Here is a 13,143-nt window from a genome sequence, read left to right on the forward strand (position 1 = left end):
CTTTCAGCCCTGGCCGGCGAGCGCCGAGAGGCTGCCCAAGAGCTTCGTCCGGTCCTTGCCGATCATCAGCACGCTGCTGTCGGGCGCGAGCAACGCCGAGAAGGGCAGCATCGCAGCGCCGATCGGCGAGGCCTCCGGGCCGAACTGTCCGGGCACGATTTCCGGCGCGACGATGCCGATGGCGCTGACCCGGTTGAACTGGTTCTGCACCTTCGCCAGCAATTCGAGATGGATCGAGCGCGGCAGGATCGAGTCCAGCACGATCGCCTCGATGTCGATGACCGAGGTGATGGCGATGATCGCCTCGACCAGCGCATTGGCGCAATCCTCGATCCATTCGAACAGCGGCTCGCGCGCGCCGGGCGGCATCGGGTCGAGCTCGCGCACGCGGACGATCTCGATGCCGCGCGATTTGAGATGATTGACCAGCACATAGATCGAGGCGCGGTGCAGCAGGCTCTGGTAGCGCGCGGGCTTGGCCACCACCGAATCGAGGCTTGACGGCGAGACTGGCAGCGGGCCGAGCGCGGCGCTGTTGCCGTGCGGGCCGGTATGCACCTTGCCGCCCTGCACCAAGCCGCCGCCGACGAAGGTGTCGATCGAGATATGCATGAAATCGTGGAAGCGCGCGCCGGCGCCTTGCACGAGCTCGGCCAACGCCGCCGAGGTGGCGTCGTTCTCGATGAACACCGGAACCTTCGGCGGCGTTGCGAAGAAGGTCATGAGGTCGATCGCTTCCCAACGATCGCCGAGATCGTCCGGAAAACCCAGCTCCTCGCTCCAGCCGCCGAGGAAATAGGGCGAGGCGATGCCGACGCCGACGATCGAGGCATCGTCGAGGCCGTCGACCAGCGCCTCGAAATTGGAAAGCGAAGTGTTGCCGGCCTTGCGCACCAGATCCGGGTCCGGATAGCGGTATTCGTGCGATGCACGCGCCCGCACCTCGCCGGCGAAGTCGACCAGCACCGCTTCCAGCGCGCGCCGGCCGATCTTGATGCCGACGCTGTAGATGCGCTCTGGCGCCAGACGGTAGAGGATCGAAGGCGATCCGCGCTGCCCGAACCTTTTTCCCACTTGCTTTACGAAACCGGCGGACTCCAGCCCATCGACGATGTCGGCGACGGCGGCGGGGGTGAGATGGGCGGCACGCGCCAGATCCGACTTGGACGCCTCCTTCAGGCGGCGGATGGCGTCGAGCACGAAACGTTCGTTGTAGTGCCGAACCTTGACCGAATTGCTGCCTTTTCCGGACAAAACGCCATCTCCCAGGTCTTGCCGCAAGCGCGGCCGGCTCCATCTGCAATCACGGCCGCAACGATGCCGGACCACGGGTGAGCACGGCGCGACACTGCGCGTTGCGCACCAGGAAGTCAATTTTCCGGTTGCGGCTTTGGCGCATTTAATATAGCAAACTGAAAAAATAACTACGACCGGGGAGGAACCGTGCTGCAGCAGGGCACGCATGGCGAAGCCGTCGCGACGACGGCAGGGGCAGTTGCCCCAGTGGCGCTGGTCGGCGCCACCAAGGCCTTTGGCGGCACCATCACGCTGAAGGACGTTTCCTTCGACCTGCGCTCGGGCGAGGTGCTGGCGCTGCTCGGCGAGAACGGCGCCGGCAAGAGCACTTGCGTGAAGCTGCTGGCCGGTGTGCACGCGCCGACGGACGGCCATGTCGAGGTCGACGGCAAGGCAGCCAGCTTCCGTTCCCCGCATGACGCCCAGGCCGCCGGCATCGCGGTCATGCACCAGCATCCGGGCCTGTTTCCCGACCTGTCGGTCGCGGAGAATATCTATCTCGGTCACATGCCGCGCGACCGTTTCGGCGGCATCGATAACGCCGCCATGCTCGTCGGCGCGCGGAAAGTGCTGGCGACCGTCGGCCTTGCCGTGCCGGCCGACACCAGGCTCGGCGCCTTGCGCACCTCCGAGCAGCAGCTGGTCGAGATCGCCCGCGCGCTCTCGCTCGATGCGCGCGTGCTGATCATGGACGAACCGACGGCCGCGCTCTCGCAGCGTGAGGTGGAGCGGCTTTTCGCCGTCGTCGCCGATCTCAAGTCGCACGGCGTGGCGATGATGTTCGTCGGCCATCGCATGGACGAGATCTTCCGCATCGCCGACCGCATCGCGGTGTTGCGCGATGGCCGCCTTGTCGGCGTCAAGCCGAAGGCCGAGCTTGGTCGCGCCGCGGCGATCTCCATGATGGTCGGCCGCGAGGTCAGCGATCTCTATCCGGACCGCCGCGAAAAACCCGGCGCGCTGGTGCTGGAGGGAAGCGGGCTGTCGCGCGCCGGCGCCTTCGCCAATATCGACCTCAAGCTCCATGCCGGCGAAGTGGTCGGCCTCGGCGGCCTCGTAGGCAGCGGCCGCACCGAGATCGCGCGCGTGCTGTTCGGCATCGACCAGCCGGACGCCGGCCAGATCCTCATCGACGGCAAGCCGGTGCGCTTTGTTTCCGCGCGCGACGCCATGGACGCGCGCATCGCCTATGTCTCGGAAGACCGCATGGGCCAGAGCCTGGTGATGGATTTCGGCGTACTCGACAACGCCGTGCTGCCGGTGCTGGACAAGGCATCTCGCTTCGGCCTCTACGGCACCGACCGTGCCATCGGTCTCGTCGCCGATTGGCTGAAGCGCATGAAGCTGCGCTTCGCCGGCTACGGCCAGCCGGTCAAGGAACTGTCCGGCGGCAACCAGCAGAAGGTGGTGCTGGCCAAATGGCTGCGCACCGAGCCGCGCGTCCTGATCCTCGACGAGCCGACGCAGGGCATCGACGTCGGCACCAAGGCCGAGGTGCATGCCATGATCGCCGACCTTGCCGCGCAGGGCATGGCGATCCTTTTGATCTCTTCCGAAATGCCCGAGCTCATCGGCATATGCGACCGCATCGTCGTGCTGCGCGAGGGCCATCGCACGGCCGAATTCGCGAGCGGCGAAGCGACCCAGGAAAAGGTGCTCGAGGCGGCGACCCGCACCGTCGAGCAGACCGGCGCGCCGACAGAGGCCGCGCAAGCCGCGCTCGATGAGGCAAGCAAAGGCCCGGCAAATATCCTCAAGCGCCGCGAGTTCGGCCTGCTTGCCGCGATGCTCGTGGTGGCCATTCCCGTCACCATCATCAACCCGCGCATGGTCAGCGCCGCGAACCTGACCGCGGTCTCGATGGACGCGGCGCTGCTGGTGGTTGCGGCCCTGGCCCAGATGCTGGTGCTGATCACCCGCAACATCGATCTCTCCATCGCCTCCGTGATCGGCCTGTCGGCCTATATGGCGGCCAGCATGGTGCAGGCCTATCCCGGCCTCGACATCGCCATTGGCCTCGCGACCGCCTGCGCTGTCGGCACGGTCTGCGGGCTCATCAACGGCCTCGTCGTCACCCGGGGAAAGATCCCGGCGATCGTCGTCACGCTCGCCTCGATGTCGATCTTCCGCGGCTTCAATTCGATCTGGGCCGCCGGCGACCAGGTCAGCGCCGACGAGGTGACGCAGAGATGGCTCGACATGACCGGGCTGAAGCTCGCTGGCGTGCCGCTGATCGTCGCCATCGCCATTGTTATCCTCGGCGCCGGCTATGTGCTGCTCTACCGCACGGCGATCGGGCGCGAGCTGTTCGCCACCGGCTCGAATCCCGACGGCGCGCGTCTCATCGGCATTCCTGTCGACCGGCGCATCCTGATGGCCTTCGGGCTGGCTGGGCTGCTCGGCGGCCTGTGCGGCGCGCTGTGGGCCTCGCGCTACGCCACCATCGACGCCCGCGTCGCGCTCGGCTTCGAGCTGACTGTCATCGCCTCCGCCGTGGTCGGCGGCGTCGCCATCCGCGGCGGCTCCGGCACGCTTCTCGGCATCGTGCTTGGGTCGCTTACGCTGCTGGTCATCAAGAACGGGCTGACCCTGGTTCGCGTCGATCCGCTGTGGCTGCAGGGCGTCTACGGCCTGGTGATCCTCGTCGCTATCGGCATCGACACCTTCATCGTGCGGCGCGCCGAGCAGGCAAGACAGGCGAGGATGAGATGACGAAGTTCCTCCGCTCGATCGACTTCTGGGATCTGTTGCTGGCAGCCGCCTGTCTCGCCGTCTTCCTCTACGCCGCGATCTTCGTGCCGAACTTCGTCTCCGGCTTCAACCTCTCGCAGCTTGCCGCCAGCGCGTCGGAAAAGGCGCTGCTGATCCTGCCGATGACGCTGCTCATCATCTGCCGCGAGATCGACCTTTCGATCGCCTCGGTGCTGGCCCTGACCTCGGTGATCTTCGGCCTGGCTGTCCAGGCCGGCACGCCCACCTTCGCCGCGATCCCGCTGACTCTGCTCTTCGGCGCCTTGCTCGGCGCCTTCAACGGCTTTCTGGTGTCGGCGCTCGGCCTGCAGTCGTTGGTGGTGACGCTGGGCACGATGGCGCTCTATCGCGGCATCGGCTACATCCTGCTTGGCACCGGCTCGGTCAACATCCTGCCGCCCGAGATCGTCGATTTCGGCATAAACAATCTGCCGGGAACGCAGATCCCCTGGACCATCGTGCCCTTCGTGCTGCTGGCGCCGGTCTTCGCGATCGTCCTGCAGAAGACCGCGACCGGCAAGCGGCTTTACGCGCTGGGCGGCAGCCCCGAAGTCGCGCGCTACTCCGGCATCAACACGCGCCGCATGGTGCTTTCGCTCTTCGTCGTCTCGGGCGTCGTCGCAGCCATTGCCGGCATCGTCTACACGGCCCGCCTTGCCAATGCGCGCGCCAACAACGCGCTCGGCATGGAGCTCGACGTCATCACCATCGTGCTGCTCGGCGGCGTCAGCGTCTTCGGCGGCAAGGGCAAGCTGACCGGCGTCATGCTGGCGCTGGTGCTGATCGCCATCATCCGCAACGTGCTCGCGCTCAACCAGATCGGCGGCGACGCGCAAGGGATGATCATCGGCCTGCTTCTGATCGGCTCGCTGCTGGTCGGCAATTACTGGCGCTCTTTGGAGGAGCGTCTCTCAAGATCGCGCGCCTTGCGCGAGACCAAGGGGTGATCTCGGGCCCCTTTTCGAAGCCCGGAGTCTGATGGAGGAGTAACAATGAAAGCGTTTCGACTAGCTCTGCTCGCAACCTCGGTTCTGCTTGCCCCTGCTTCGCTGGCCTACGCCGACGAATGCGCCAAGGAGCCGGTGACCGTCGGCTTCCTGCCCAAGCTCGATACCGATCCCTATTTCAAGGTCGCCCAGCAGGGCGCGGAGGAGGCCGCCAAGGAGATCGGCGGCAAGGCGATCCAGGTCGCGCCCTCGCAGGCCACTGCGGAAGCGCAGATCGATTTCATCAACAGCCTGGTCACGCAGAAGGTCGGCGTCATCGCGATCTCGGCCAATGATGCCAACGCCGTCGCGCCGGCGCTGAAGCGCGCGGCGCAGCAGGGCGTGAAGGTCGTGTCCTACGATTCCGATGTCGCAGGCGATGCCCGCGCGATCTTCGTCAACCAGGCCAAGGGCGACAGCCTTGCCGAGATGATGCTGGAAAGCGCCTATAATCTGATGGGCGGCGAGGGCGACTTCGCCATCCTGTCGTCGACGCCGACGGCCACCAACCAGAACGCCTGGATCGACTTCATGAAGAAGAAGATGGCGGCCGAGCCGAAATTTTCGAAGATGAAGCTGGTGCAGGTCGCCTATGGCGAGGAAAGCGAGCAGGTCAACCAGCAGCAGGCGCTGGCGCTCGTCCAGGCCTTCCCCGATCTGAAGGCGATCATCGTTCCCGCCGGCATCGGCCTGCCGGCCGCGGCGCGCGCGCTGGAAGAAGCCGGCCTGATGGGCAAGGTCAAGCTGACGGGCCTGGCGCCGGCCACGCTGATCTCGAAATACATCAAGGACGGCTCGGCCCAGGACATCTGGTGGAACGTCTCCGATCTTGGCTACCTGACCTACCAGACCGCTCAGGCGCTGGCGCAGTGCAAGATCACCGGCAAGGAAGGCGAGAAGTTCAAGGCCGGCCGTCTCGGCGAATACACGATCGGCGCCGGCGGCGAGCTGGTGCTCGGCCCGGCCAAGATCGTGACACCGGAAAATCTGGCCGAGTTCAAGTTCTGATCCCCTAAACCCGGCGGGCGCCGCGGCGCCCGCCGCATTCTCTCGATCGACAGCACGGGTGCGCAATGAAGATCCTGCTTGCGGGCGAAACCTTTTCGGCCACGACATCGGTGGCTTCCGGCGCCGAGGTGCTGACCAGCGCCGCCTATGTCAACGGCGCCACCGCCTTCAACGCGGCCCTGGCCGCCGAAGGCATTTCGGTCACCCAGATCGGCGGCGAGCGCTGCCCGGCCGAATTCCCTTACGACCTCGAAGCGCTGGCGCCCTGCAAGGCGGTGGTGATCTCCGATGTCGGCGCGCTGAGCCTGTTGGTGACGCCCGAGGCGCGCGCCGGCCGCGTCGGCGTCAATCGCCTCGACGTTCTGAAAGCCTATGTCGAGGGCGGCGGCGGGCTGATGCTGGCCGGCGGCTATATGGGCTTCCAGGGCATGTTCGGCACGGCGCGCTTCCACGACACGCCGGTGGAGGATGTGTTGCCGGTGCGCTGCCTGCCTTTCAGCGACGGGCTGGAAGTGCCGCAAGGGCTGCAGCCCTCCATCCTTCAGGCATCGCATCCGATCCTTGCCGGCATCGAGGGGCCGCTGCCGCCGGTCCTCGGCATGAACAAGACCGATTTCCGCCGCGACGGCAGCTCGCGGCTGCTCGCCTCCTGCCACTATCGCGGCGCGGACTGGCCGCTGCTTTCGGTACGCGAGCTTGGCAAGGGCCGCACCGCCGCCTGGACGACCGACATCGGCCCGCATTGGCTGTCGCAGGATTTCCTCGCATGGCCGCTCTATGGCCGGCTGATGGGCAACATCATCCGCTGGATTGCGGGCGATTGACCTCACCGCTTTGACCAGCGTCGCCGCCCGACACTCCCTGCGGGCGCAGCGCCGAGTTGACCGCCTTGGCGAGGCGGCGCTGGTCAAACCCTTTTCATCATCGCAACCGGCCAAGGCCCGAGGACCGACCATGAGCGACTGGAACGATCTCGTCTCGCGCATCCTTGCGACCGATTCTGGCGGCGTGCGCACCATGATCGCCATTGCCGGGCCGCCCGCCGCGGGCAAATCGTCCATCTCGGAACGGCTGCAGACCGAGCTCGCTTCGGAGGGCGCCGAAATCCTGCCGATGGACGGCTTCCACTATGACAATGCGGTGCTCGACCAGCTCGGCCTGCGCCAGCGCAAGGGCGCGCCGCAGACCTTCGACTTCGACAATTTCGAGCTGACCTTGCGGCGCGTGCGCGACAGCACGCAAAGCGTCGCGGTGCCGACCTTCGACCGCCCGCTCGACCTGTCACGCGCCGGCGCAAGGCTGATCGCGCCAACGACCCGCTATGTCATCGTCGAGGGCAATTACCTGTTGCTCGACCGCGCGCCGTGGTCCGGCCTTGCCCGCCTGTTCGACCTGTCGGTCTTCCTCACCGCGCCGCGCGCCGAGCTCGAGCGAAGGCTGCTGAAGCGCTGGACGGACCTGAGCTACCCGGATGAGTATGCGGTCGCCAAGGTTCGCGGCAACGACCTGCCCAATGTCGACCTTGTGCTGGAGCACAGCATGCCGGCGGATGTGACGTGGGAGTCGAGGTGAGGGCGCTACAACACGCTGGTAATGCCGCCATCCACCAGCAGCGTCTGCCCCGTTACGAAGCTCGCGGCGTCTGACGCCAGGAACACCGCGGCGCCCGCCAATTCCTCGACATCGCCCCAGCGCCGCATCGGCGTGCGGCCGGTGAGCCAGCTGGAGAATTTCTCGTCGGCGACCAGAGCGGCGTTCAACTCGGTCTTGAAGTAGCCGGGCGCGATGGCGTTGACGCGTATGCCATGCTGGCCCCATTCGCCGGCCATCGACTTGGTCAGCATGGTGATCGCCCCCTTGCTCGCCGCGTAGGGCGCGATCGAGGGGCGGGCGAGCGCGCTTTGCACCGAGGAGACGTTGATGATGACGCCCTTGCGGCGCTGGATCATGCCCTTGACCGCGGCGCGGCTTACCTTGAACACGCCGTCGAGATTGGTCGCCATCAGGGCATCCCAGTCGGCGTCGGAAAAGGTCTCGAGCGGCGCGCGGCGCTGGATGCCGGCATTGTTGACCAGGATGTCGATCGGCCCGGTGCCGGCTTCCGAAGCCGCGATGGCAGCGTCGACCGATTGCGTGTCGGTGACGTCGATCACGGCTTCCGCCACCGTGTAGCTCTCGGCGCGCAGCCGGTCGGCGGCGGCCTTGAGCTCGTCGGCCTTGCGGCCGCCGATGGTGACGCGCGCGCCGGCGGCGGCCAGCGCCTCCGCGAAGGCGAGGCCCAGCCCGCGGCTGGCGCCGGTGACGAAGGCATGCCTGCCTTCGAGGCCGAAGAGACGGCCGAGATAATCAGTCGAACGCAATTTGCACCTTCATCGATTGCGATTTGTCGCTGGCCAGCTCGAAGGCTTTTCGCGCTTCGGCCAACGGCAAAGTGTTGCTGAGCAGCGGCGCGACGTCGATCCGGCCGGAGCCGATCAGGTCGACCGCGAGGGCGAATTCCGTGTCGAAACGGAAGCTGCCCTTCACCTGGATTTCCTTGGTGACGATCATCGAAATCGAAAGCTCCGCCGTCGCGCCCTGACCGACGGTCACCAAGGTGCCGCGCGGCTTAATGAACTGCAATGCGCTGGCCACCGTGGCGCCCTGGCCGGCGGCCTCGAAGACGACGTCGAAATATCCCTTGTTGGCGGCATAGAAGTCCATCGCCTCGGCATTCGTAGCGACATTGACGGTGCGGTCGGCGCCGACCTTGGCGGCATATTGCAGCGGCTTGTCCTGCACGTCGGTGACGACGATTTCGCGCGCGCCGGCGAAGCGCGCCGCGAGCACCAGGAGCGTTCCGATCGGCCCGGCACCCATGATCAGCACCCGGCTGCCATAGACCGGCGCCTGGGCGACGGCATGCAGCGTCACGGCAAGAGGCTCGGCAAAGGCGCCGGCGGTAGGGTCGGAGCCCTTCGGCAGCGGCACGGCGTTTTCGGCGCGGCACACGAGATGCTCGGCAAAGCCGCCCTGCACATGCGGCGTGCGCATCGCCGACCCCAGGAAGCGCATGTCGAGGCAATGGATCGGCTGTCCGGTCCTGCAGAAGTCGCAGGCGCCGCAGGGGTTGGCTGGATTGACGGCGACTGCCGTGCCCACCGCTGGCCCGGAAACGCCCGCGCCGAGCGCCTCGACGCGGCCGGCGATCTCGTGGCCGAGGATCATCGGTTCCTTCATGCGGGCAGTGCCGAAGCCGCCATGGCGGAAATAGTGCAGGTCAGAGCCGCAGATGCCGCCGCGCGCAATGCGCACCAGTACCTCGCCGGGGCCGGGCGAGGGGGCGGACCGCTCCTCCACATGGAGGTCGAGCGGCTGGCGCAGCACCACCGCGCGCATGGAGGATGTTGGCGACAAACCGGCTCTCCGAGATTTCGTTCCCCACAGCTAGCAGGAAAGCCCGGCTTGTTTCAACTCGATTCATCTGATAAATCAGATTAAGCAGATTAAGCTGACAACCGCTGCTTGGGAGGAAGGACAATGATTTCGAGGAAATGGGCGCTGCTCGGCGCCTCAATGCTCTTTGCCGCGCCGGCTTTGGCCGACGACAGCTTCACCATGGGCTATTCGGCCGGCTATCTCACCGACCCGTTCCAGAGCATCGAGGTCAACATGACGATCGATGCGGCGAAGAAAGCCGGGCTGAAGACGCTGCCCGTCGCCAACGCCAACGGCGATGCCGGCCGCCAGGTCACCGACATCCACAATCTGATCGCCGCCGGCGCCAAGGGCATCATCGTCGTGCCGACCGACAGCAAGGCGGTCGAGCCCGCCGTCGCCTTCGCGGCCGGCAAGAAAGTGCCGGTCGTGTCGATCGACAACGGCGTCGCCGGCGGCAAGGTGTTCATGGTGGTGCGCTCCAACAGCGTCCAGATGGGCAAGGCCGCCTGCGAGGCGATCGGCAAGGCGCTGGGCGGCAAGGGCGTGGTGCTGGAACTGCAGGGCGATCTCGCCACCACCGCGGGACGCGAGCGCACCAAAGGTTTCGAGGACTGCATGAAGTCGCAGTTCAAGGGCATCAAGGTCAATGCCCAGCCGACCAACTGGAAGACGGAGAAGGCGGTCGCCGCCGCGCAGACCATCGTGTCGTCGACGCCCGATCTCGGTGCCATCTACATGCAGAGCGACTCCGTCATGCTGGCCGGCGTGCTGAGCGTGCTCAAGAGCGCCAACAAGATGAGCAAGGTCGGCGAGGACAAGCATATCTTCCTCGTCACCATCGACGGCACGCCGGGCGCGCTGAAGCAGGTGCGTGACGGCTATGTCGACACCGTCATATCGCAGCCGGTCGACCTCTACGTCAAATACGGCCTCTATTACCTGCAGGCCGCCGTTGCCGGGAAGAAGTTCAAGGCCGGCCCGACCGACCACGACAGCGAGATCGTCAAGCAGGACGGCAGCCTGCAGGACCTGCTGCCCGCGCCCGTCGTGACCGCCGCCAATGCGAGCGATCCCGCGCTCTGGGGCAACGCCGCCAAATAGGCATTCTCCGCAGCTTACGGAGCGCTATCCTCATCCCTGGTGGTAGCGCTCCGGTCTTTTTTGTCGGGTCCAACATGCAGCCAGCCGCCGTCGAAGTCAGGCATGTGAACAAGCTCTTCGGGGCGGTTCAGGTGCTGCACGACATTTCGCTGAAAATTCCGCAAGGCGTCGCGCGTGGCCTCGTCGGCCGCAACGGCGCCGGCAAGTCGACGCTGGTGAGCATTCTCACCGGACTCGCCGAACCGAGCAGCGGCAGCGTGCTGTTTGGCGATGTCGCAGCACCCGCAAGGCGCACCAGCGAGGAATGGCGCAACAAGGTCGCCTGCGTCTACCAGCGCTCCACGCTGGTGCCGACCATGACGGTGGCGGAAAACCTGTTCGCCAACGCCTATCCGGGATCCTCGCGCTGGGTGAACTGGTCGAGGCTGCGCGTCGAAGCGCGCCGTATCTGCGAGGAATGGGAGCTCGGCATCGATGTCGACGCCCGCGCCTCCGATCTGCGCGTCGAGCAGCGCCAAGTGGTCGAGATCGCGCGGGCGCTCGCCAAGGGTTCGCGCTTCATCATTTTCGACGAGCCGACGGCGGCGCTGGAATCGAAGGAGGTGGCGCGGCTCTTCGAGCGCATCCGCCGCCTGAAGCGCGACGGCGTCACGCTGCTCTACATCTCGCATCATCTGCAGGAGATCTACGAGATCTGCGACAGCGTCACCGTGCTGCGCGACGGCCGCGTCATCGTGCCGGACGCCGCCGTCGCCGACCTGCCGAAGCCGAAAATCGTCGAAGCGATGGTCGGCGCCGAGATCGCGCGCGCCGCGCGTCCGGCGCCGGTGCTGGACAAGGCGGCGACGCCGGCGCTGACCGTCGAAGGCCTGAACCTGCCCGGCGTCTTCGGGGACATTTCGTTCACCGTCGCGGCCGGCGAGCAGGTCGGCCTTGCCGGTCTTGGCGGCTCCGGCAAGGAACAAGTCGCCGAAGCGATCGTCGGCCTCGTCAAACCGAAATCCGGCGAGGTCCATGTCGCCGGCAAGCCGCTCGGCTTCGGCAATGTGCCGGCCGCGCAAAGGCTCGGCGTCAGCTATGTGCCGCGCGACAGGCGCGGCCGTGGGATCCTGCCGCAGCTTTCGGTGGCGGAAAACCTGACGCTGACGGTCCAGGGAACGCTTGGCCGCTTCGGCTGGATCGCGCCGGGCAGGATGAACGCGGCGGCGCGCCGGCTCTACGACGCGCTTTCGGTGGTGGCGAGCTCGCCGCGCCAGCCTGTGGTCGAGCTCAGCGGCGGCAACCAGCAGAAGGTGGTGATGGGCCGCGCGCTCGCCTCCAGCCCGCGCGCGCTGGTGCTGGTCTACCCGACGCAAGGCGTCGACGTCGCCGCCAAGGAAGCGATCTTCGACATCGTGGCGAAAGCGCAGGCAGGCGGCACCGCGGCGCTGGTCGTCTCCGACGAGGTCGACGAGCTGCGCAACTGCCAGCGCGTCCTGGTCGTCTTCAAGGGCCGCATCGTGCGCGAATTCGCCGCCGGCTGGAACGAGCGCGAATTGATCGCGGCAATCGAGGGAGTGGAAGCGTGAGCGCAGTGGCCGTCAACCAGCAGAATTTCAGGACGCGCCTTGCCGGCCTTGGCCTGCGCGAGCTGACGCTGATCCCGGCGCTGATCCTGATCGGCTTCGTCGGCTGGCTGAACAACCCGGCCTTCCTCACCGCCGACAACATCGTGAACATCCTGCAGCAGTCGTCCGAGCTGTCGATCCTGGTCATCGCCGAGACGCTGATCCTGCTTCTGGCCAAGATCGACCTGTCGCTGGAATCGATCGTCGGCTTCGCGCCGATGCTCGGCGCCTGGCTGATCGCCACCGACCCGTCGCTTGGCGGTTCCGGCATCGGCCTCAACCCGGCGCTGGCGATCGCGCTGGTTTTCGTCACGGGGGCCGCGGTCGGCGCGATCAACGGCTTCCTGGTGGTGACGATGCGGCTGTCGCCCTTCATCGTCACGCTGTCGATCCTGATCCTGCTGCGCGGCATGACGCTCGGCCTCACCAACGGCACGACCTTGTTCGACCTGCCGGATTCCTTCCTTTATCTCGGCAACGCCAAATGGGCCGGCGTGCCGGCCTCGATCTGGATCGCGGCGCTGCTCTATCTCGTCTTCGGCATCGTGCTGCGCTACCACCGCCTCGGCCGAGCGCTCTACGCCATCGGCGGCAACCCGGAAGCGGCCCGCGTCGCCGGCATCCAGGTCGACCGCATCGTCTGGGGCACCTACATCGTCGCTGGCCTGCTCGCCGCGCTCGCTGGGCTGATGCTTTCCGGCCGCATCGCCTCTGTCGTGTCGAGCCAGGGCCAGAACATGATCTTCTACGTCTTTGCCGCTTCGGTGATCGGCGGCGTCAACCTGAATGGCGGGCGAGGGCGGCTGATCGGCGCGCTGACCGGCGTGCTTTTGCTTGGCGTCTTGCAGAATGTGCTGACGCTGTCGCAGGTGCCGAGCTTCTGGATCGACGCCGTCTACGGCGCCATCATCCTGCTGGCGCTGATCTTCGCGCGGCTGACCGGCGACCGCAGCGCCGATAATTAGTCGGTGCGG

General features: G+C 66.5%; 11 protein-coding genes. 8 read left to right on the top strand and 3 right to left on the bottom strand.

The window, feature by feature from the left end:
- Positions 1–3 precede the first annotated feature (3 nt).
- On the bottom strand, positions 4–1,254 hold the full coding sequence (locus FJ471_RS18635; RefSeq protein WP_140805592.1) for an ROK family transcriptional regulator: 1,251 nt from the start codon (positions 1,252–1,254) through the stop codon (positions 4–6).
- A gap of 189 nt (positions 1,255–1,443) precedes the next feature.
- Here FJ471_RS18635 and FJ471_RS18640 point away from each other — a divergent pair, with 189 nt between their 5' ends.
- From FJ471_RS18640 to FJ471_RS18660, 5 genes are all read left to right on the top strand, one after another.
- Positions 1,444–4,008 carry an ATP-binding cassette domain-containing protein gene (locus FJ471_RS18640; RefSeq protein ID WP_140805594.1) on the top strand — a complete coding sequence of 855 codons (2,565 nt, stop codon included), beginning with the start codon at positions 1,444–1,446 and terminating at the stop codon, positions 4,006–4,008.
- Entirely contained in the window at positions 4,005–4,994 is a 990-nt protein-coding gene (locus tag FJ471_RS18645; protein WP_140805596.1) for an ABC transporter permease, read from the top strand. Before FJ471_RS18640 ends, FJ471_RS18645 begins: the two co-directional genes overlap by 4 nt.
- A gap of 45 nt (positions 4,995–5,039) precedes the next feature.
- Positions 5,040–6,041, top strand: coding sequence for a rhamnose ABC transporter substrate-binding protein (locus FJ471_RS18650; protein WP_140805598.1), 1,002 nt, complete (start codon positions 5,040–5,042; stop codon positions 6,039–6,041).
- Positions 6,042–6,106: 65 nt separating this feature from the next.
- Positions 6,107–6,865: a glutamine amidotransferase gene (locus tag FJ471_RS18655; RefSeq protein ID WP_140805600.1), complete on the top strand. Its 759-nt coding sequence runs from the start codon at positions 6,107–6,109 to the stop codon at positions 6,863–6,865.
- A 130-nt stretch (positions 6,866–6,995) separates the two neighbouring features.
- Positions 6,996–7,613, top strand: a complete 618-nt coding sequence (locus tag FJ471_RS18660; RefSeq protein ID WP_140805602.1) for a nucleoside triphosphate hydrolase — start codon at positions 6,996–6,998, stop codon at positions 7,611–7,613.
- A 5-nt stretch (positions 7,614–7,618) separates the two neighbouring features.
- On the opposite strand, the gene FJ471_RS18665 is transcribed toward FJ471_RS18660, so the two are convergent.
- Positions 7,619–8,401, bottom strand: coding sequence for a glucose 1-dehydrogenase (locus tag FJ471_RS18665; protein WP_140805604.1), 783 nt, complete (start codon positions 8,399–8,401; stop codon positions 7,619–7,621).
- Positions 8,388–9,419 carry an L-idonate 5-dehydrogenase gene (locus FJ471_RS18670; protein ID WP_140805633.1) on the bottom strand — a complete coding sequence of 344 codons (1,032 nt, stop codon included), beginning with the start codon at positions 9,417–9,419 and terminating at the stop codon, positions 8,388–8,390. The genes FJ471_RS18665 and FJ471_RS18670 overlap by 14 nt, the downstream gene beginning before the upstream one ends.
- 141 nt (positions 9,420–9,560) lie before the next feature.
- Here FJ471_RS18670 and FJ471_RS18675 point away from each other — a divergent pair, with 141 nt between their 5' ends.
- The 3 genes from FJ471_RS18675 to FJ471_RS18685 all read left to right on the top strand — a co-directional run bounded on the left by FJ471_RS18675 (position 9,561) and on the right by FJ471_RS18685 (position 13,134).
- A complete protein-coding gene (locus FJ471_RS18675) occupies positions 9,561–10,562 on the top strand; it encodes a sugar ABC transporter substrate-binding protein (RefSeq protein ID WP_140805606.1) in 1,002 nt (333 codons plus the stop codon).
- 74 nt (positions 10,563–10,636) lie between these two features.
- Positions 10,637–12,130, top strand: a complete 1,494-nt coding sequence (locus FJ471_RS18680; protein ID WP_140805608.1) for a sugar ABC transporter ATP-binding protein — start codon at positions 10,637–10,639, stop codon at positions 12,128–12,130.
- Positions 12,127–13,134 (top strand): ABC transporter permease, encoded by a 1,008-nt coding sequence (locus FJ471_RS18685; RefSeq protein ID WP_140805610.1) that lies wholly within the window; start codon positions 12,127–12,129, stop codon positions 13,132–13,134. Before FJ471_RS18680 ends, FJ471_RS18685 begins: the two co-directional genes overlap by 4 nt.
- Positions 13,135–13,143 lie beyond the last annotated feature (9 nt).

Source organism: Mesorhizobium sp. B2-7-1, assembly GCF_006440735.1.
GTDB lineage: Bacteria > Pseudomonadota > Alphaproteobacteria > Rhizobiales > Rhizobiaceae > Mesorhizobium.